At 41.7% G+C, this 20,673-nt stretch carries 15 protein-coding genes and 1 tRNA gene; 10 read left to right on the forward strand and 6 right to left on the reverse strand.

Translation table 11 applies throughout. The features are described from left to right. Positions 1–25: 25 nt before the first annotated feature. Genes AB8618_RS00500 through cysG form a run of 4 tightly spaced genes read right to left on the reverse strand, consistent with a single transcriptional unit; the run spans position 26 to position 5,572 of the window. Positions 26–1,750: an SLC13 family permease gene (locus AB8618_RS00500; protein ID WP_413401115.1), complete on the reverse strand. Its 1,725-nt coding sequence runs from the start codon at positions 1,748–1,750 to the stop codon at positions 26–28. Positions 1,751–1,783: 33 nt separating this feature from the next. After that, entirely contained in the window at positions 1,784–3,208 is a 1,425-nt protein-coding gene (gene cysN, locus AB8618_RS00505; protein WP_413401116.1) for a sulfate adenylyltransferase subunit CysN, read from the reverse strand. Then, positions 3,208–4,107 carry a sulfate adenylyltransferase subunit CysD gene (cysD, locus tag AB8618_RS00510; RefSeq protein WP_008108450.1) on the reverse strand — a complete coding sequence of 300 codons (900 nt, stop codon included), beginning with the start codon at positions 4,105–4,107 and terminating at the stop codon, positions 3,208–3,210. The genes cysN and cysD overlap by 1 nt, the downstream gene beginning before the upstream one ends. A gap of 43 nt (positions 4,108–4,150) precedes the next feature. Then, a complete protein-coding gene (gene cysG / locus AB8618_RS00515; protein ID WP_413401117.1) occupies positions 4,151–5,572 on the reverse strand; it encodes a siroheme synthase CysG in 1,422 nt (473 codons plus the stop codon). A 265-nt stretch (positions 5,573–5,837) separates the two neighbouring features. Here cysG and deoC point away from each other — a divergent pair, with 265 nt between their 5' ends. Beyond that, entirely contained in the window at positions 5,838–6,590 is a 753-nt protein-coding gene (gene deoC / locus AB8618_RS00520) for a deoxyribose-phosphate aldolase (protein ID WP_409424422.1), read from the forward strand. Continuing rightward, positions 6,574–7,074 carry a hypothetical protein gene (locus tag AB8618_RS00525; protein ID WP_409424423.1) on the forward strand — a complete coding sequence of 167 codons (501 nt, stop codon included), beginning with the start codon at positions 6,574–6,576 and terminating at the stop codon, positions 7,072–7,074. Before deoC ends, AB8618_RS00525 begins: the two co-directional genes overlap by 17 nt. A gap of 49 nt (positions 7,075–7,123) precedes the next feature. On the opposite strand, the gene AB8618_RS00530 is transcribed toward AB8618_RS00525, so the two are convergent. Next, complete coding sequence (locus tag AB8618_RS00530) at positions 7,124–8,254, reverse strand: CsgG/HfaB family protein (protein WP_409424424.1); 1,131 nt, start codon at positions 8,252–8,254, stop codon at positions 7,124–7,126. A 132-nt stretch (positions 8,255–8,386) separates the two neighbouring features. After that, entirely contained in the window at positions 8,387–12,376 is a 3,990-nt protein-coding gene (locus AB8618_RS00535) for a two-component regulator propeller domain-containing protein (RefSeq protein ID WP_409424425.1), read from the reverse strand. Positions 12,377–12,541: 165 nt separating this feature from the next. On the opposite strand from AB8618_RS00535, the gene AB8618_RS00540 reads away from it, so the two are divergent. The 8 genes from AB8618_RS00540 to rpoB all read left to right on the forward strand — a co-directional run bounded on the left by AB8618_RS00540 (position 12,542) and on the right by rpoB (position 20,591). Next, a tRNA-Trp gene (locus AB8618_RS00540) sits at positions 12,542–12,618 on the forward strand. 131 nt (positions 12,619–12,749) lie between these two features. After that, a complete protein-coding gene (secE, locus tag AB8618_RS00545) occupies positions 12,750–13,127 on the forward strand; it encodes a preprotein translocase subunit SecE (protein ID WP_008468833.1) in 378 nt (125 codons plus the stop codon). A gap of 4 nt (positions 13,128–13,131) precedes the next feature. Further along, the gene (gene nusG, locus AB8618_RS00550) at positions 13,132–13,689 is read left to right on the forward strand and encodes a transcription termination/antitermination protein NusG (RefSeq protein ID WP_008108460.1); all 558 of its coding nucleotides are present in this window, start codon (positions 13,132–13,134) and stop codon (positions 13,687–13,689) included. 217 nt (positions 13,690–13,906) lie between these two features. After that, positions 13,907–14,335 (forward strand): 50S ribosomal protein L11, encoded by a 429-nt coding sequence (rplK, locus tag AB8618_RS00555; protein ID WP_008108462.1) that lies wholly within the window; start codon positions 13,907–13,909, stop codon positions 14,333–14,335. A gap of 4 nt (positions 14,336–14,339) precedes the next feature. Then, positions 14,340–15,044: a 50S ribosomal protein L1 gene (gene rplA, locus AB8618_RS00560; RefSeq protein ID WP_010392122.1), complete on the forward strand. Its 705-nt coding sequence runs from the start codon at positions 14,340–14,342 to the stop codon at positions 15,042–15,044. Positions 15,045–15,364: 320 nt separating this feature from the next. Next, positions 15,365–15,859, forward strand: a complete 495-nt coding sequence (gene rplJ, locus AB8618_RS00565) for a 50S ribosomal protein L10 (RefSeq protein WP_008108464.1) — start codon at positions 15,365–15,367, stop codon at positions 15,857–15,859. Positions 15,860–15,933: 74 nt separating this feature from the next. Continuing rightward, positions 15,934–16,296: a 50S ribosomal protein L7/L12 gene (gene rplL, locus AB8618_RS00570; protein WP_008108465.1), complete on the forward strand. Its 363-nt coding sequence runs from the start codon at positions 15,934–15,936 to the stop codon at positions 16,294–16,296. Between the two features lie 269 nt (positions 16,297–16,565). Next, the gene (gene rpoB / locus AB8618_RS00575) at positions 16,566–20,591 is read left to right on the forward strand and encodes a DNA-directed RNA polymerase subunit beta (protein WP_076922659.1); all 4,026 of its coding nucleotides are present in this window, start codon (positions 16,566–16,568) and stop codon (positions 20,589–20,591) included. Positions 20,592–20,673 lie beyond the last annotated feature (82 nt).

Here is a 20,673-nt window from a genome sequence, read left to right on the forward strand (position 1 = left end):
TCTCTTTATGCTATAAGCGCGGGCATTAAAACGGAAATACCAGCGGGATCAAAGTCAGTACGGTGATTGAATAAATAATAGAAAGCGGTAGCCCCATCATTACATAGTCTTTTCGTCGGTAGTTCCCTGCGCTGTAAACCATTAAGTTAGTTTGATAACCAAAAGGTGAAATAAAGCTGGCTGAAGCGCCAAATGCAACTGCCATAATAAACGGCAAAGGTTCTACGTTAAAACCAATGGCCAATGAGTAGGCAACCGGAAACGATAGCGCTGCTGCGGCATTATTAGTGATCAATTCAGTAAATAACACCGTCATTAAAAATATAGCGATAAATGCGCCATAAGGGCCAAAGTCGCCTAGCACTATAAACATGGCATCTGATATTTGCCCAGCAAGGCCAGTGCCTATCATCAGCTTAGCTAAACCTATAGCACTGCCCACGACAGCAAGTAACTCAATAGGAAAGCGACGCTTTATTTCGCTCAACTTAATAGTACCACACAGCATTAGGCCAATAAGTAATACTAACAAGCCCTTAACCAGCGGTACTGCACCTAAAATACTTAACCCCAGCACACCCGCAAAGCTTAACAGCACAATATTTGATTGCTTTGCACCGAGGTGGGTTTGTAAATCAAGCCCTGAAATATACACAAACTCGCGTTTTAAGTTAGTTAAGTCATAAAAGCTTTTACCAGGGGCTAGAATGAGTGAATCACCCGCTTGTAATCGCACTTGCCCAAGCCCGCCTTGTAAGCGGTCATGCCCACGGCGAATAGCAATAACGGCAGCATGAAATTGCTCTCTAAAGCGGGCTTCTTTTACCGTTTTGCCAATTAATTTAGACGACTGGCTAACGACAACTTCAACGAGGTGTTCTATATCTTTTTCGTGTTTGTCGTGAACTACTTTTAAGCCATCAAAGCGAGTAAGCAAAGGCACCGATTTTATGTCGCCAACAAACAGCAGTATGTCGTCTTGTTGAATAATATGTTGGGGGGTAACGGCGCAAATGCGGTTGCCATCACGAATAATTTCAGCCAAAAATAAGTCTTTTAGATCGCGTAAACCGTTTTCCTCTACAGTACAATTTATTAGCTTTGAGCCACTTTGTACTTTCCCTTCTAAATAAAAAGGCACAACTTCTTGGCTATTTTTACCATTGTCGGGCAGGCATTTTAGCATCACTAAAATAGTGATTAAGCCCACACTAAGTGCGCCTAAACCCACCAAGGTAAAATCAAAAAAGCCCAGTGGCGCCATGCCCGCATCTACTGCAAAGCCATTTACGATTAAGTTAGTAGAGGTGCCAATAAGCGTAATAGTCCCCCCTAAAATCGCGGTGTACGACAAGGGTAACAGCAGCTTTGAGGGAGAGTGGTTTGGGTTATCCTTTATGGCGGTAATTAATGAGGCAACTACCGCGGTATTATTAGTAAACGACGATAAAAAGGCGGTAGACAGCCCTAACTTAGTTACTGACTTAACTAAACTACCACTGGATAACGATTTAGCTAAGCGTTGAATAAGTGTGGTTTTTTCTATCGCTATCGACACTAAAATTAATAACACTAAAGTAATTAATGATGAATTAGTGTAATTAACCAGCATGCTTTCTAAATCTATTAACCCGGTTAAGTAGCTTGTGCCTATGGCACTTACAAATAACCATGCAGGATTAATACGGGTGCCAAATAGGCACCCGACTAAAAGCAACATAATGCCTGTTAAAATGAGCTGTTCTACCATGCTTTAAATGTTCCTAACAGGCGTTCATTAACGTTATAGCTTTGAAATATCAAGCGCTTGCCAATGTGGGAAGTGCTTGCGTACAAGGGCATTAAATTCAACTTCAAAGTCGCTGAATTGTCCCGCATTTTCTTCACTTTGCAGTACCTGTTCTATCATTCCTGCTGCAACCGTTAAGTTTGATAAACGATCAATAAGAATAAACGAACCGGTTTCATGATTATGATGGTACTGATCGGCTAAAACAGTCTCGGTCAGCTCCAGTGTCACAATCGCAATTTCGTTTAACTGCAATGAATCTGCACTGCCATGCTCTAGCGTGTTTACATCAATTGTGTGGTCAATTTTTGTGACCATTGCCGAGGTGTTTTTGCTGCCAAGTTTAAGGTTGTAACTTTTACCGAGCACCAATGGTGACTCGTGCATCCACACAATTTTAGCCTGTAATTGGTTAGTTACTTGCGCTTGCGAATTCGCAGGTACAATAACGTCCCCTCGGCTAATATCTATTTCAGTATTAAGTGTCACTGTAATTGCTTGACCTGCCTCGGCGGTGTCGAGGTTGCCATCAAAAGTCACAATTTCTTTAATATGTGATTTTTTACCTGAAGGCAGTACCTTCACCTCATCACCTACACGTAATTTACCTGATGTAAGCGTGCCTTGAAAACCACGGAAGTTTAGATTAGGGCGTACCACGTATTGCACCGGAAGACGCGCTTCAAAACCAGTGTCGATTTCAGCGGCTGGTGAGTCTTCTAACAGCTCAAGCAACGGCTTGTCGGTGTAATAAGGAGTATGTGCAGAGCGAGTTACTACGTTATCGCCTTTAAGTGCCGACATAGGCACAAACTTAATGTTTGATACGTTAAGTTGCTTGGCAAATTTTAAATAATCAGCTTTAATTTTTTCATAAACGGTTTCGTCAAAATCAACAATATCCATTTTGTTAACCGCAACCACAAACTGCTTAATGCCTAATGAGTCACAAATAAAACTATGTCGTTTAGTTTGTACCTGCACACCATAACGTGCATCCACTAAGATAATGGCAACATCACTGGTTGATGCACCGGTAACCATGTTTCGGGTGTACTGCTCATGCCCTGGGGTGTCGGCAATAATAAATTTACGCTTAGCGGTTGAGAAGTAACGGTACGCTACGTCAATTGTTATGCCTTGCTCACGCTCAGCTTGTAGACCATCAACTAACAATGCTAAATCAAGCTCTTCACCGGCGTTACCCACTTTTTCGTTATCTTTGTGAAGCGCGGCTAGCTGATCTTCATAAATTTGGTGACTATCGTGCAGTAGGCGGCCAATTAAGGTAGATTTACCGTCATCCACACTGCCACAAGTCAGCATACGCAATAAGCTTTTATCTTGTTGACGTGCTAGGTAAGCGTCTATACCAATTTCTTTTACTTCATTAAATGTATCGTTATTTAGGTTAGACATTAGAAATACCCCTCACGTTTTTTCTTCTCCATAGAGCCTGCTGAGTCATGATCTATCACTCGACCTTCGCGTTCAGATGACGATGAAAGCAGCATTTCTTCAATAATTTCGGTTAGATTGCTGGCGGTAGATTCAACCGCACCAGTCAGCGGGTAACAGCCTAATGTTCTAAAGCGAACCGACTTCATTTGCGGTACTTCACCTTCATTAAGCGGCATGCGATCGTCATCAACCATAATTAGCGTACCATCGCGCTCTACCACTGGGCGCTCTTTAGCAAGGTATAGTGGCACCATTTCGATGTTTTCTTGATAAATGTATTGCCAAATATCTAGTTCAGTCCAGTTAGATAGTGGGAATACACGAATGCTTTCACCTGGGTTTACTTGGCTGTTATAGGTATTCCAAAGCTCAGGGCGTTGGTTTTTAGGATCCCAGCGATGGTGTTTATCACGAAATGAGTAAACACGCTCTTTAGCCCGTGATTTCTCTTCATCACGACGTGCGCCACCAAATGCGGCATCAAAACCGTACTTATTCAGCGCTTGCTTTAGCCCTTGAGTTTTCATGATATCGGTATGTTTACCCGAACCATGAGTAAACGGGCCTACACCCATCTCGATGCCTTCAGGGTTTTTGTGTACGATTAAATCAAAGCCGTACTCTTTAGCTAAACGGTCGCGAAACTCAATCATTTCACGAAACTTCCAGTTGGTGTCTACGTGTAATAACGGAAACGGAATTTTCGCAGGGTAAAATGCTTTACGAGCTAAATGCAAAAGTACCGATGAGTCTTTACCGATTGAGTAAAGCATAACTGGGTTCTCAAACTCAGCGGCGACTTCGCGCATGATTTTGATACTTTCAGCTTCGAGTTGCTGAAGGTGAGTTAAAGCCATTGTTGGTCGTCCTACTAAAATGATTAAATTAAAATCTGTTAAACTACGCTACGTCTGTCAGTGGTTGAGCAAAGCTACTGATCTGTGCTTTTTCGCCAAACCAGTTCAATTCTTTATGCAGCGAAGCCACTTCACCAATAATGAGTAATGCCGGTGAAATAATATCATATTGTTCAATTAGCTGCGCTAATTGGTCTAACTGTCCTGTGACAACGCGTTGATTTTTGCGTGTGCCATTTTCAATTATTGCCACTGGCGTTGTTGCTTCTCGCCCGTGTTTTAATAGCTCGGCTTGTATATGCGGCGATTTAATCACCCCCATATAAATAGCCAGTGTTTGGTTTTTTTGTGCAAGTGACTGCCAATTAAGCTCTTGGCCTTCCTTTTTACAGTGACCAGTAACAAATTGAATGGCTTGGGCATGGTCGCGATGCGTTAAAGGAATACCTGCATAGGCACTACAGCCTGCGGCCGCTGTTATACCTGGCACTATTTGGTAATTTACGTTATTGGCTGACAGTACTTGTACTTCTTCGCCACCACGACCATAAATAAACGGGTCGCCGCCTTTAATACGGCATACTTTTTTACCTTGCTTCGCTAAATCAACTAGCATCTTATTGGTATCTTCTTGAGCTACGCTATGATCGCCTAAGCGTTTACCCACACAAATTAAATCGGCATCGCGGCGCACTAATTCCATGATTTCATCAGAAACCAAGTAATCATATACCACCACGTCGGCTTGTTGCATTAGCTGCAATGCTTTTAGCGTAAGTAGCTCTGGGTCGCCTGGGCCTGCACCGACTACGTATACTTCACCTTCAGGCTCTACTTTGGCATCTAGCATTTGCTCTAGTTGTTGCTCAGCGCCATGGGTATCACCGGTTTGGACTTTACTCACTACTGATGAATCAAACACGCCTTCCCAAAACTGGCGACGATCGGCGAAGTGTTTAAAGCGTTGTTTTACTTTATGACGAAAACCACCGACTAAGTTGGCGAGAGGGCCAATATGCTGAGGAATAAGTGTTTCGAGCTTTTCACGTAAACGTCTTGCTAATACCGGTGCTGTGCCTGCACTTGAAATCGCAATGGTAATTGGGTTGCGATCAACAATAGAGGGGAAAATAAAGGTACATTTAGGTTGATCATCCACCACGTTCACAAACACATTACGTGCATTGGCGAGTTCAAATACCGTATTATTAACTTCATCATTGTCGGTGGCAGCAATAATCAAAATTTTGCCATCAAGGTGTGACTCTTCAAAATAGGCATCTATTAAAGTTACTTCATTGTTGTGCGCATGTTCTTTTAATTCATCACAAAACCACGGGGCAACTAAAGTTACAGCAGCACGCGCTTTCAAAAATGCGCGGCATTTTCGCAAGGCAACCTCTCCACCGCCAACCACCAATACTGGCTTGTTGTCGAGTTTGGTAAAGATAGGTAAATATTGCACTGAGTAAGGCCCCTAAAAAAGATAATAAAGTATTTAACACAAAGGCAGAATATAGCGGCTATTGATAAGTAAAAAATAATTAAATCTTAGTTGATATACTCAAAAGTTATATAAACTGTGTTTTTTAGGTCTAAATCTTATTTAGTAAGGATTAGAGTGCTGTTTAGTATAAAAAGCGCGCTTATAGTGTTTGGTTATGAGCTATAGCAAGATTAAGCTATGATGCTTATATAGTTTAAGGTTTTTAAAATTTCATGGGCATAAAATGACAAATAATACTCAAAACGCCATGCTAGTTGTTAGTTTAATGGATTTAACCAGTTTAAACACCGATGATAATCAAGCTAGTATTAATGCATTAGTAAACAGTATTGATCCTAAGTTAGGCACTCCCGCTGCAGTTTGTGTGTTTAGTGAATTTGTAGATGATGCAAAAATAGCACTCGCTAATCGTTTATTGAATCATGTAAAAGTGGCTACAGTAACTAACTTTCCTACAGGTGATGCGCCACTCAATGAAGTACTTAATGAAACGCTAATAGCCATAGAGCGCGGGGCTGATGAAATTGACTTAGTCATTCCTTATAAAGCGCTTATAAAAGGCGAAGCCAATACCGTGCTGGAATACGTGAGTGAAAGTAAAAAAGCATGTGGTAGTCGCGCTCAACTTAAAGTGATCATTGAAAGCGGTGAGCTAAGAACACCTGCACTTATCACTCAAGCAACCGAGCTTGCTATTCAAGGGGGAGCAGATTTTGTAAAAACCAGCACCGGTAAAGTCGCGGTTAATGCCACGCTTGAAGCAACTGAAATTATGCTTAAAGCTATTAAAAATTCATCAAAATCAGTTGGCTTTAAAGCCGCTGGCGGGGTAAAAACGACAGGTGATGCCAATACTTATTTGCAGTTAGCAACTGAGGTTATGGGTCATGATTATTTAGCACCAGAGACATTTAGGTTTGGCGCCTCCTCGCTGTTAAATGACGTTTATAAGGTCTTGAATGAAACGCAGCAGTGATGCCGAAAAACAACAATTAGAGCACGATGCAGCTAAGTTGTTTTTACGTTGCTATGAACAGCAAACCGGCATTCATATGCGCCATATTTGGCATAATGAACCGAATAGACCCGATGTAAGTTGTTATCAAGCAAATGAGCAACTCGATATAGAAGTAGCGCATTTATACGCCAGCGAAACCGAAGCCATGGCTGTGTTAGGGCGACCACTGTCGATACAAATGCAACGTGACTTAGCTGACATGGCACAACAGCCCAGTGAACACCGACTGCAATCCGCACTAGGACGATTGCTCAAGCAAAAAGCCACCAAGCGCTATTACTCAAAACGTACCTGGCTGCTAATTCGTAACGCCAGCACTATTTGGCACAGAAGTGATTTTGAAGCGACAGTCAAAAAAATAGCTTTTCCAAATACCCATCAATTTGAGCAAATTTGGTTGTTATGCGATTTTTATTGCGGTGAGTTATTACGAGTAGATTAAAAGCGGCTTGAGGATAGCCGCTTTCTTGATTGAAATTTAATTGTGTTGCTTAGTTAAATTGAAACATGCTGCCTAGACTTTCAAGTCCTGATTTTTGAGTTTTTGCTAAACATTTTGTGTCATCTAAAGACTTCTTTGTTGTTTCATCGGCAAGACCTGTCACTTTTAAGCTCTTTTCTTGTTGATATTCGCGCAGTGCTAATACAGTTTGGCGGTCGTATTTTACGTCTTCAGTCTCAAATTCTTCATAATTAGGTTGGTTTTTTAAATACCCTAAGCAAACCAAGTTCATACGAGACATTGCTAAGTCCATTTTTTCATAATGTGGCATTCTATGATTTGGCACATCAACAGCGACGGCAGCAGGTGCCGCTTTTTTACGAGTTACCTTTGGCGGTGGTGGTGCTGTATAGCCTGCAGCAAGCGTGTTGTTTTGGTTGTAGCGATAATAGGTATCTGGGATTTTAGTTTCTAAAAATTCAACGGCTTTAATTATTACTTCACGTAGTGCTTTTTCTTTTGGTGTATCTGACCAACCGCTAAGACTCCCTCCAACCAATGCGCCACCAAAGTTTGTTGCTGCGCTGGTAAAATTAAAATCTTTACTACCGCCTTCAACACTAGTTGCGGCTAAAATACGTGAAGTGCGGGTATCGATTAACCTTAGGTCAATAGCCATATGCGATCCAGAAAAGCCAGCTGAAACAGAGCTAAACACATCACCAATAAAACCGCCCGATCCAACACTTGCGCCTGAACTGTCATCATCAAACTCAGTAACCGCTGCAACGACGACAATCTCAGCGCCTTCAATTTCGCCATACGCTGCACCCGATTGTGCACTCACTCTGCCCGATACTGCTAAATCTTGCTCCGAAAGCACAGCGTCTAGTGCTTGGCGCTCTAATACAATAAAGCGATTAGTGCCAACAAGGGCGGTGGTAAGTTGATCTGCCATACCTTCACCAATTTCTTTTCGCCACCATCTTGAGTTATTTGATTTATCAGTGAAACGCGCCACGGCGATACGTGCTTTAGGGCCATTGTATTTTTGTTTACTTACTTCATTAATGTCAGGTGAATTTTTATTTGAAGTGACGTTGGTTGAAGTGCTTTGACATGCGCTTAAGCTTGTTATCAATGCTGTGGCAAGTAGCGTTTTTTGTATGGATGAGAGCATAGTATTTTCCTTAATTTATCTACTTAATTACATTTGTAGTTATTTTTTAGCAATGGCTAATTAAGGTTAATTTAAATAAATCAGTAGCTTAAAAATAGTACTCAGGCGAAAGCTTTGAGTACAGATGCGAAGCTAACTACTTTTACATGCTTGCGCTTCTCTGTATTGTTTTGGTGTAAGTGAATATTTGGCTTTGAAGCAACGGGCAAAGTAACTTTGAGAACTAAAGCCGGTGTTATCTGCAACTAAACCTATGGTTAAGTCGCTATCAGTTAATAATTTTGCTGCATATTCTAGGCGGGTATTGCGAATGTAATCACTGGGTGTAATGTCAAAAAGTGCTTTCATTTTTAATTGCAGTGCACGAGGGCTCAAACACATTGCACTGGCAAACTCTTCGACGCTAAACAGTTCATTTTGGTAATTGTCACGCAAGATTGTTTTTAAGCGCTCAGTAAACGTGTAATCTTTATTCTGCTCTATTTGCGCATCTAAGGTCACAGCATGTGCTTGGGCTGATAACTGGTTTATTAGGTGCTTATTTAACGCATCACGAATGCCTAATAAGCCATGAATCCGACTTTTTAATAATGATGCTTCAAAGGGTTTACACAGGTAGTCATCGGCCAGCAAATCAAGCCCTTTGATTCTGCTGCGACTGTCTGCTTTGGCAGAGAGTAATAAAACAGGAATGTGGTTTATTGAAATGTCTGAGCGAATAGCGCTTAGAAGCTGATATCCATCCATTGTTGGCATCATTACGTCGCTGAGTACTATATCGGGCATTTGAGTTTGGCACAGCATAAGCCCTTCTTCTCCATTGATAGCGGTGAGGCAGGTGTAGTTATCACTAAACAATGAAAACAGTAACTCACGCATTTCTTCGTTATCTTCAACAATGAGTAGTTTTTTGTTGTTTTTTAGTGGCATAGTTTGAGAGGACGATAATTGTTTATCCGTTAATAAGTTATCTGATTCACACAATGGCAACGTGACTGTGAAGCAACTTCCCTTGTTTATTTTACTGACTAATGAAATTTGCCCACCGTATTGCTCTACAAGCTGCTTAACCAGCGCGAGACCTATACCACTGCCTGTTTGGTTGTGTGTTGCAACACGAGTAAAACGTTCAAAAATAAGCGCTTGCTGGTGTTCTTCGATACCAATACCAGTATCAGATACCGTTATAACAACATTATTGTTTGTGTTAGAAAGCGTTAGGTTAATGGTTCCATCTGATGGGGTGTATTTAAGTGCATTGGTCAATAAATTATCAATAATAGATAAAGTATGCTTAGTTTCTAAATTTATATAACTAGGACGTTGCGTATTGTCTTTAAAGGAAAAACTAATATTTTTTTGAGTAAACAAAATAGTAAAGTCGTCTACTATTTGTGCTATAAAAGGGCTTATAGAATAAGCAGATACATACTCTATAGTCGCACTTGGGCGCTGACTGAGCTGTAATAGCTCATTGATTAAATTAAGCAGACGGTGCCCGTTGCGTTTAATTATAGAAACTTGATGTTGCGCTTGAGCACCGAGTTGTTGCTGTTGTAAGTTTTCTACTGGCGCTAAAATTAAGCTCAGTGGCGTTTTAAGTTCATGGCTAATATTATCTAAAAATTGGGTCTTTAGTTGAGTAAGCTTTCTTTCTTGTTGAATGAGTTGCTCTGCGGTTTTAGCTCGATAGCGTGACGCTAAAATTAACCATGTAATAATCAAAGCTATTATAAAATAAGTCGCATACGCCAATTTCGTTTGCCACCAAGGAGGCGTTACTGTCAGCTTTAGCATAGTGTGAACTTTGCTCCATTGCCCGTATTGATCGCTAACTTTTAATTGTAATTGATAGTCACCTGCACTTAGCTGTGAATAGTTAACTTGTCGTTGGCTTGCATCGGTATAGATAAATTGCTTATCTAAACCACTTAGCTTGTAAGCATACTGGTATTGATTAGCCGATGAAGCATTATTAACGGCTGAATATTTAAAGCCAATGACCCCTTGGCTAGTTGGAAAAGAGAGTTTTTTAGTATGATTTATTAATTTTGCTGGCTGTTTTTGATCTGTTAGATAGTTTTTTGTTGTACTTGCTTGGTTATAAATTAATAGCTCAGTTAATACTGGGGTTGGGGCTGAAATACTCAGTTGCAGTTTACTAGGGTTAAACTGATTAAAGCCATTGATTCCACCAAAAAATAGCTCACCATCAGCTGCTTGAAAAGCGGCACCTAAAATAAACGAATTATGCTGCACGCCGTCACGAGGTAAAAAATGCTGCATAGCTTGATTAGTGGGATTATAGCGAGTGAGTCCTTGATTACTGCTTAGCCATAGGTAGCCTTGTCTATCATCTTTAATGGCAAAAATATTATCGTTTAGTAATCCATCATGTTCGGTAATATAAGTGATTTTTTGTGTTTTTTTATCAAGGCGGTTTAAGCCACCAAAGGTACCCACCCATAGGGTATCGTTATTTTGCAGGTGCAAAGAGGTGACCATATTATGGCTTAAACCAGTCTGCGATGTCTGATCCGAGGGGTAATGAGTAAATGATTCATCCGCTATGCTTAGATAGTCTAAACCTGCACGCGTCCCGACCCATAATCCATCCGCATTGTGATCATAGAGCACGGTAAATACGGTATTGTTAGCAAGGCTATTTACAGAGTCGTCGTGCTTGTAATGTTGAACTTCTAAGGTGTCGGGATTAAAGCGTGTTAAACCTTGGTTGCTACCTAGCCATAAATTTCCTTTAGGATCACTCGTTATCGCATAAACACGATCGCTGCTAAGTTGATGACTTTGCGTTGTATAGGCAATAAAATTATCTTCAACTGGATTGTATTGCAGTAACCCACCGCCATAGGTACCAATCCAAAGTCGCTGTTGGTTATCTTCATGCAGGCTAAATACATTATTATTAGTAAGGCCGCTTTGCAATTTTGAGTTAACTTTATAGCGCTTAAAGCCAGTGTCGGTTTGTTTGTTTAAGCCATCACGCGTACCAACCCATAACCGACCTTGTGAATCTTTAAGTAGAGCGCGAACAAAATTATGGCTAATAGTAGTCTCGTCATCGCTCAAGTGCTGTTGATGCGAAAATTGATTTTGCTTTTTATCATAACGTTGCAAGCCATAGCCATCAGTACCAATCCAAATGATACCGAACTGGTCTTGATAGACTGACAAAAGGTAATCATTAGCAAGCCCATTTAGTTGCTGTTTATTGTACGGTATGTGCTGAAAATTCTTTTTAGATGTACTTTGCTCTGTTTTGTAAAATAAACCGTTTCCATAACTTGTAAGCCACAAGGTATCGGTGTCGTCAATTAATATATCGGTGATCCATACATCTGCAAATTGAGCAAACTCCGCAAAAGCCTCTGTTGTTGGAATAAATAAGCTAAGGCCTTGTTTGCTTGCTAGTAATAGCTGCCCTTGTGTATCTAAGTGTAACCGCCATAAATTTTTATGGCTCTTTGCTATGTGTTTAAACGTTTTTAGCTCGGGGTTAAATTTAATTAATCCCTCGTTGGTCGCTAACCAGATATTCTGTTGAGCATCTATTACGATATCTTGTATGACGGTATTAGCTTGCTCGGGGCTAGTATAGCTAAATGACTCAACTTCATTGTTGACTATATTTAATCGTGTTAACTTTCCATGTTCATGGCCTAACCAAATATTATTTAGGTTATCTGACGCCAGTGACCATATACGGTTATCAGTAATCGCCAACTCAGTTTGCGTATTAAAAACCTTAAATTGACCGGTTTGAATATCAAGTAAGTTTAAACCATTACTGGCTGTAGAAAACCAGATAGCATGAGGGCCCCCAGTAAGGCAATCGGTGACCCAGTTTCCTGAAATACTAGCCTCAGTAGGGTGAGACTTGAAGCGTTTAAACTCATAACCATCAAAGCGATTAAGACCGCCTTGTGTGGCAAACCAATGAAACCCTTGCTCATCAGTGATGCTGCATGTAATCGAGTTTTGCGATAATCCTTGCTCACTCGAATATGTATCTAAGTGAATAGGGCGGGCAATAAGCATGCTATGAAACAAGCAAAAAATACTTAAAATGAGGGTTTTGAATAGGGTTTGAAGTAAAGGCACGGGCTTCCTTGTGCAGGCAGTATTCCTAAAATTGAAACAATCATAAACTGCTTTTTTAATAATGTTAAGTTTGATTTTTACAGCCGTCAGTGAGATTTTAAGTTATGGGTATCTTTTTACTCTTGTGTTAATGAATTGCGTAAGTATAATAGGCATCCACTTTGCAGGGGCGTAGTTCCAATTGGTAGAACAGCGGTCTCCAAAACCGACGGTTGGGAGTTCGAATCTCTCCGCCCCTGCCAATTTTTTACAAAGTGAGTAAAGTCTAGAATTAAAAATCGGTTTAAGTAAGCTTGTTTTTAAGTTTAGATTTTAATGGATTAACCCTGTCGACGTGCAGGGTTGTTGTGTCTGTAGTTAAGGTAATAATATTATGAGCACGAATGTGGAAACACCATCAAGTGGGATGGATGCGGTAAAGTGGCTTGTGGCAATTGCGCTACTTGCAGGCGCAGTAGTTGGTAATTATATGTATGCAGATCAGTCTGTATTATTACGTGCTATTGGTGTTGTTGTTGCCGTTGCAGCTGGTTTAGGCATCGCAGCAGTAACTGAAAAAGGACGTACCTTCCTAGCTTTTGCAAAAGAAGCACGTATTGAAGTTCGTAAAGTAGTTTGGCCAACGCGTCAAGAGACAACGCACACGACATTAATCGTAATGGTTGCAACAGTGATTATGGCATTAATCCTTTGGGGATTAGATGGCATATTATTCCGCGCTGTAGGCTTTTTAACTGGATTGGAGATCTGATCCCATGTCGGATGAGAATAACGAAAAGAAACTACGTTGGTACGTAGTACAGGCTTTCTCAGGTTATGAGAAGCGTGTTGCTCAAACATTATTAGAGCATATTAAAATCAAAGGTTTAGAAGACAGCTTTGGTGAAGTATTAGTTCCTACTGAAGAAGTAGTAGAGATGCGTGCTGGTCAAAAGCGTAAATCTGAGCGTAAATTCTTCCCAGGTTACGTACTAGTACAAATGGATATGAATGATGCCAGCTGGCACTTAGTAAATAGCACTGAACGTGTTATGGGCTTTATTGGTGGCACATCAGACCGTCCTGCGCCTATCAGCACAAAAGAAGCTGATCGTATTCTTAACCGTCTACAAGAGAACGCAGAAGCGCCTAAACCAGCAACATTATTTGAGCCGGGTGAAGTGGTTCGAGTTACTGATGGTCCATTTGCAGACTTTAGTGGTGTGGTTGAAGAAGTTGACTACGAAAAGAGCCGCGTAAAAGTGTCTGTACTTATTTTTGGTCGTTCTACGCCAGTTGAACTTGAATTTGGTCAAGTTGAACAAGATAAGTAATTGATTTAAAGCGTTGTGTTAAAAATTCCTTAATTTTTGGCACGAAGCTTGATAAAGGCCGCTGATTAACTTATAATCAGCGGCCTTTTTGTATTCAGGGAAAACGTTTGTTTAACTGTTTACTAAAAAGTGAGAAACCAATTTTTAAACTGGGAAGCCGCTAGAGTACGCGTCCTCGCGCGCACAAGGCTAAGACCCACCTAATGAGGTATTTATAATGGCTAAGAAAGTTGAAGCTCTAATCAAGCTACAAGTTGCTGCTGGTATGGCTAACCCTAGTCCTCCAGTAGGTCCAGCACTAGGTCAACACGGTGTAAACATCATGGAATTCTGTAAAGCGTTCAACGCACGTACAGAATCTATCGAAAAAGGCGCTCCAGTTCCTGTAGTGATCTCTGTTTACGGCGACCGTTCATTTACGTTTGACATGAAAACGCCACCGGCTGCTTACTTACTTAAGAAAGCTGCAGGTATCAAATCTGGTTCAGGCCGTCCTAACACTGAAAAAGTAGGCACAGTAACTCGTGCTCAACTTGAAGAAATCGTTGAGACAAAGAAACCAGACCTTACAGCTTCTGATTTAGAAGCTGCGGTTCGCACTATCGCAGGTTCTGCGCGTGCGATGGGCTTGAACGTAGAGGACTAAGATAATGGCTAAATTAACTAAACGTATGCGTACTATCCGCGAAAAAGTGGAAGTAACTAAAGATTACGAAATTAACGAAGCAGTTGCTCTTTTAAAAGAATTAGCGACAGCTAAATTCGTAGAAAGTGTTGACGTTGCTGTTAACCTTGGTATCGATGCTCGTAAATCTGATCAAAACGTTCGTGGTGCTACTGTACTACCTAACGGTACTGGTCGTGACGTTCGTGTTGCTGTATTCACTCAAGGCGCTAATGCAGAAGCTGCAAAAGAAGCCGGTGCTGAATTAGTAGGCATGGAAGATCTTGCTGACCTAGTTAAGAAAGGCGAGATGAATTTTGACGTTGTTGTTGCATCACCAGACGCTATGCGTGTTGTTGGTCAACTAGGTCAAATCTTAGGCCCACGTGGTCTAATGCCAAACCCTAAAACTGGTACTGTAACACCTAACGTTGCAGAAGCAGTTAAAAATGCGAAAGCAGGTCAAGTGCGTTACCGCAATGACAAAAATGGTATCATCCATACTACTATTGGTAAGGTTGATTTCACTGCTGAGCAGTTACAACAAAACCTTGAAGCTCTAATTGTTGCGCTTAAGAAGGCTAAACCTTCTCAAGCTAAAGGTGTTTACTTGAAGAAAGTAACTATCTCTACAACAATGGGCGCAGGTGTTTCTGTTGACCAAGGCACTTTAAGCACAGTTGTTGCTTAATTGAGTGTTTACATGGCGTGAAATTTGTACTATAATTTTGCGCCATTTTGCTGATTAATTTAGTTAATCGCAAAGTAAAGAATTCGGGTTGAAGTCCATAATTTCGAAGCGCCTTCGGGCAACGCAATAAATTGGGCTTCCGTCCAAGACCGTAGGCGGCTTCGGCCTTAATATTACCTACGTAGACGGTGTGAATCCCCAGATAGATTTTTCCTAATCTTCTGGCTCTCGCCGTAAAAAGCATCTCCATCTTTATTGATGGGGAAGAGTAAAACAGGGAAGCCGATGTACGGTAACCCATTAAACCAGGAGTAACACCCATGGCTTTAAATCTTCAAGGCAAAAAGGCAATTGTTGCTGAAGTCAACGAAGCAGCCACTGGTGCTCTATCTGCAGTAGTTGCAGATTCTCGTGGTGTAACAGTTGGTGCAATCACTGCCCTTCGTAAAGAAGCTCGCGAAGCGGGTGTTTGGATGAAAGTTGTCCGTAACACTCTAGCTAAACGTGCTCTTGAAGGAACAGACTTTGAATGCCTATCTGATTCATTTGTTGGTCCAAGCTTAATCGCTTTCTCATCAGAGCACCCAGGTGCTGCTGCGCGTATCTTTTCAGACTTCGCGAAAAAGAATGAGAAATTTGAGCTTAAAACGGCCGCTTTTGAAGGTAATGTAGTAGATGCAGCTATGCTTGCAACTCTACCTACATACGACGAAGCTGTTGCACGCTTAATGAGCGCTATGAAAGAAGCGTCTGCTGGTAAATTGTGTAAAACAATTGAAGCAGTACGTGTACAGAAAGAAGAGCAAGCTGCTTAATTTTAAGCTGTTTAATCCCTTTCGGTGTAAATTTATTTGGACCTTAGAGTCCGTTAATTATTAGGAAATTTGTAATGTCTGTAACTAAAGACCAAATCCTTGACGCAATTGCTGAAATGTCAGTAATGGACGTTGTTGCTCTAGTTGAAGCAATGGAAGAAAAATTCGGCGTAACTGCTGCAGCTGCTATGGTAGCAGGTCCTGCTGCTGAAGCTGCTGAAGAGAAAACAGAATTTGACGTAATCCTTACTGGCGCTGGCGCTAATAAAGTTGCGGCAATCAAAGCTGTACGTGGCGCAACTGGTCTTGGCTTAAAAGAAGCTAAAGCTCTAGTTGAAGCTGCTCCAACTCCAGTTAAAGAAGGTATCTCTAAGGAAGAAGCTGAAGCTCTTGCTAAAGACCTTACAGAAGCTGGTGCTGAAGTTGAGGTTAAGTAATCTAGCTTTTGCTAGGTTCGCTGCCTGAGAAATCAGGCAAGGGCTGGTGATTATTTAATCACCGGCCTTTTTGCGCTATAGAGCGACTATTCTTATAGCGCAAATAAAATCTGATTTATTCTTTAATTTCAACGCTTTATAGTTTGCTAGTGTTGAGGTGGGATTAAGTTGGAACAACAGTTAAATGTTGTACATCTTGGCATAGATGCCAGTTAAGTCTGTTCTTACAAGAACAGGTCGGGTCAAAGATCAGCAAGCTGAGGAACCCCATGGCTTACTCTTATTCTGAAAAGAAACGTATCCGTAAGGATTTTGGTAAACGTCCACAAGTTTTGGATATACCTTTCTTACTGTCGACGCAGTTAGAATCGTTTAAAAAATTCTTAGTCCCGGACGCTGATGGCGATCATGGTTTGGAAGCTGCCTTCCGTTCTGTGTTCCCAATTAAAAGCTACTCGGGAAATTCTGAGCTTCAATACGTAAGTTATCGTATTGGTGAGCCAGTATTCGATGTAAAAGAATGTCAAATTCGCGGTGTGACTTATTCTGCTCCACTTCGCGTGAAACTGCGTCTTGTAGTAATGGACAAAGAAGCTCCAGGCACAGTTAAAGACATTAAAGAGCAAGAAGTTTACATGGGCGAAATTCCGCTCATGACCGATACCGGTACTTTTGTAATCAATGGTACAGAGCGTGTTATCGTTTCTCAGCTACACCGTAGCCCTGGTGTATTCTTTGATAACGACCGCGGTAAAACTCACTCGTCAGGTAAAGTGCTTTATAACGCACGTGTAATTCCTTACCGTGGTTCATGGTTAGACTTCGAATTTGATGCAAAAGATAACTTATATGTACGTATTGACCGTCGTCGTAAATTACCGGCGTCTATCATCTTACGTGCACTTGAGTACACGAGTGAAGAAATCCTAGATATCTTCTTCGATACAACTGCGTTTGAAATCGCTGACGGTAAGGTTCTTATGGAACTTGTACCTTCACGTTTACGTGGTGAAACTGCCGCTTTTGATATCAAGAGCGAAGACGGTGAAGTCCTTGTTGAAAGCGGTCGTCGTGTTACGGCTCGCCACATCAAGAGCATCGAGAAAAAAGGCATTAAGCAATTAGAAGTACCACATGAGTACATCATTGGCCGTGTATTAGCGAAGAACTATGTTGATGAGTCAACAGGTGAAATCATTGCTACTGCAAATGACGAGCTAACGCTTGAAATGATGGCTGAATTGGTGAAAGCCGGTCACACGACCATTGATACACTATATATCAATGAAGTGGACAGCGGCGCTTACATGTCAAATACATTGAATATTGACTCGTCAAGCAACCGTTTAGAAGCACTAGTAGAAATTTATCGCATGATGCGCCCAGGCGAGCCACCGACGAAAGACGCGGCCGAAGCCTTATTTGAGAACCTATTCTTCTCAGAAGAACGCTATGACTTATCAACAGTAGGTCGTATGAAGTTCAATAGCCGTGTTGGTTACGATTCAGACACAGGCCCTGGCACATTAAGCAAAGAAGACATCGTAGCGGTTATGAAAGTATTGATTGCTATTCGTAACGGTGTTGGCGATGTTGATGATATAGACCACTTAGGCAACCGTCGTATACGTAGTGTTGGCGAAATGGCTGAGAATCAATTCCGTGTAGGTTTAGTACGTGTAGAACGTGCTGTACGTGAGCGTTTAAGCTTAGGTGACCTTGATGCGGTAATGCCACAAGATCTTATTAACGCTAAGCCTATTTCGGCAGCGGTTAAAGAGTTCTTCGGCTCGTCTCAGTTATCACAGTTTATGGACCAAAATAACCCGCTATCAGAAGTAACGCATAAGCGTCGTATTTCTGCATTAGGTCCGGGCGGTCTAACTCGTGAACGCGCTGGCTTTGAAGTACGTGACGTTCACGTAACTCACTACGGTCGCGTATGTCCAATCGAGACTCCTGAGGGTCCAAACATCGGTCTAATTAACTCATTGTCTACGTATGCACGTACAAATGACTACGGTTTCTTAGAAACACCTTATCGCAAAGTGGTAGACGGTGTAGTAACTGATGAAGTTGATTACCTATCAGCCATTGAAGAAGGTCAGTTTGTTATCGCACAGGCGAACTCAAACTTAACTGAAACCAATGAGTTTGTAGATGAACTTATTCCATGTCGTCACAAAGGTGAATCAACCTTTATGGGTCGCATGGACCAGCAATATATGGATGTATCACCACAACAGGTGATCTCTGTAGCGGCCGCACTTATCCCGTTCCTAGAACACGATGATGCTAACCGTGCATTGATGGGTTCAAACATGCAACGTCAAGCAGTACCAACATTGAAAGCGGACAAACCGTTAGTAGGTACAGGTATTGAGTTAACACTAGCAAAAGATTCTGGTGTAACGATTGTTGCTAAACGTGGTGGTGAAGTAATGTATGCCGACGCAAGTCGCATCGTTGTTAATGTACATGAAGAAGAGCGCATCCCTGGTGAAGCGGGCATCGACATCTACAACTTAACCAAGTACACACGTTCTAACCAAAATACATGTATTAACCAAAAGCCGACTTGTATGGTTGGTGAACCGGTTACTCGTGGCGATGTGTTAGCAGATGGTCCTTCGACTGACTTAGGTGACTTAGCCCTTGGTCAAAACCTTCGCGTGGCATTCATGCCATGGAACGGTTACAACTTCGAGGATTCAATCTTACTATCAGAGCGCGTAGTTGAAGAAGATCGTCTAACGACTATCCACATTCAAGAACTACAGTGTATCGCCCGTGATACTAAATTAGGCTCAGAAGAGATCACAGCAGATATCCCGAACGTGGGTGAATCTGCACTAGGCAAGCTTGATGAATCAGGCGTTGTATATATCGGTGCTGAAGTTAAAGGCGGCGATATCCTAGTAGGTAAAGTGACTCCGAAAGGCGAAACGCAATTAACACCTGAAGAGAAGCTACTACGTGCTATCTTCGGTGAAAAAGCGTCTGACGTTAAAGACAGCTCTTTACGTGTACCTAACTCTGTAACTGGTACTGTAATCGACGTACAAGTTTTCACCCGTGATGGTGTTGAAAAAGATAAGCGTGCGTTAGAAGTTGAAGATATGCAGCTTCGCGAAGCGAAGAAAGACTTCAACGAAGAGTTCCGTATTCTAGAAGCTGGTGTTTTAGAGCGTGCTCGCAAGTTACTTGTGGCAGCTGGCTTCGATGAAGACAACTTAACGTCACTGAATGCTGAAAAGTTACTAACTCAAAGCCTTGCTGAAGAAGACAAGCAAGCTGAACTTGAGCAACTAGCTGCACAGTACGATGAGCTTAAAGCTGAATACGATAAGAAGTTTGAAAACAAACGTCGTAAAATTACCCAAGGTGATGACTTAGCACCAGGTGTACTTAAAATTGTTAAAGTATACTTAGCTGTTAAACGTCGTATCCAACCGGGTGATAAAATGGCGGGTCGTCACGGTAACAAAGGTGTTATCTCGACTATCGTACCAGTAGAAGATATGCCATACGATGACAAAGGTCGTACGGTAGATATCGTGCTAAATCCACTAGGTGTACCATCGCGAATGAACATCGGTCAGATCCTTGAAACACATATGGGTCTAGCTGCACGCGGTATTGGTGAGCGCTTAGAGGAAATGATGAAAGAGCAACGCGAGCTTCATGAGCTGCGTGAATTCATCAAACAAGCTTATGAGATCGGTGAATCTCGTCAGGTTGTGGATATCGCTAGTTTCTCTGATGACGAAATTCGTCGTTTAGCTGAAAACTTAAAAGGTGGTTTACCGATTGCTACTCCTGCATTTGATGGCGCGAAAGAAGACGAAATCAAAGACATGCTAGAGCTAGGCGGCTACCCTAGAAGTGGTCAGGTTACACTTTATGATGGCCGTACTGGCGATCAGTTTGAACGTCAAGTAACTGTAGGTTACATGTACATGCTTAAACTTAACCACTTGGTTGATGATAAGATGCACGCGCGTTCTACTGGTTCTTACAGCCTTGTTACTCAGCAGCCGCTGGGTGGTAAAGCACAGTTCGGTGGCCAGCGTTTTGGTGAGATGGAAGTATGGGCACTTGAAGCTTACGGTGCTGCTTACACTCTACAAGAAATGCTAACAGTGAAATCGGATGACGTGAACGGTCGTACTAAGATGTATAAAAACATCGTTGATGGTAACCATAAAATGGAACCAGGTATGCCAGAATCGTTCAACGTATTGTTGAAAGAAATCCGCTCACTGGGTATCAACATCGAGTTGGAAGAAAATTAAGCCAATTAGATGCTGCAGTGAACGCTGCAGCATCTGTTATGGCTGAATAGAATGTAGGGACGAGAACATCCGTCCTCAAGAT

The organism is Pseudoalteromonas sp. RW-H-Ap-1, assembly GCF_048318575.1.
Classification (GTDB): Bacteria; Pseudomonadota; Gammaproteobacteria; order Enterobacterales; family Alteromonadaceae; genus Pseudoalteromonas.

What these genes read in the sequence shown, in the direction of transcription:
- AB8618_RS00500 (WP_413401115.1), bottom strand. Translation starts at nt 1,750, where the DNA reads ATGGTAGAACAGCTCATTTTAACAGGCATTATGTTGCTTTTAGTCGGG.
- cysN (WP_413401116.1), bottom strand. Translation starts at nt 3,208, where the DNA reads ATGTCTAACCTAAATAACGATACATTTAATGAAGTAAAAGAAATTGGT.
- cysD (WP_008108450.1), bottom strand. Translation starts at nt 4,107, where the DNA reads ATGGCTTTAACTCACCTTCAGCAACTCGAAGCTGAAAGTATCAAAATC.
- deoC (WP_409424422.1), top strand. Translation starts at nt 5,838, where the DNA reads ATGACAAATAATACTCAAAACGCCATGCTAGTTGTTAGTTTAATGGAT.
- AB8618_RS00525 (WP_409424423.1), top strand. Translation starts at nt 6,574, where the DNA reads ATGAAACGCAGCAGTGATGCCGAAAAACAACAATTAGAGCACGATGCA.
- AB8618_RS00530 (WP_409424424.1), bottom strand. Translation starts at nt 8,254, where the DNA reads ATGCTCTCATCCATACAAAAAACGCTACTTGCCACAGCATTGATAACA.
- secE (WP_008468833.1), top strand. Translation starts at nt 12,750, where the DNA reads ATGAGCACGAATGTGGAAACACCATCAAGTGGGATGGATGCGGTAAAG.
- nusG (WP_008108460.1), top strand. Translation starts at nt 13,132, where the DNA reads ATGTCGGATGAGAATAACGAAAAGAAACTACGTTGGTACGTAGTACAG.
- rplK (WP_008108462.1), top strand. Translation starts at nt 13,907, where the DNA reads ATGGCTAAGAAAGTTGAAGCTCTAATCAAGCTACAAGTTGCTGCTGGT.
- rplA (WP_010392122.1), top strand. Translation starts at nt 14,340, where the DNA reads ATGGCTAAATTAACTAAACGTATGCGTACTATCCGCGAAAAAGTGGAA.
- rplJ (WP_008108464.1), top strand. Translation starts at nt 15,365, where the DNA reads ATGGCTTTAAATCTTCAAGGCAAAAAGGCAATTGTTGCTGAAGTCAAC.
- rplL (WP_008108465.1), top strand. Translation starts at nt 15,934, where the DNA reads ATGTCTGTAACTAAAGACCAAATCCTTGACGCAATTGCTGAAATGTCA.
- rpoB (WP_076922659.1), top strand. Translation starts at nt 16,566, where the DNA reads ATGGCTTACTCTTATTCTGAAAAGAAACGTATCCGTAAGGATTTTGGT.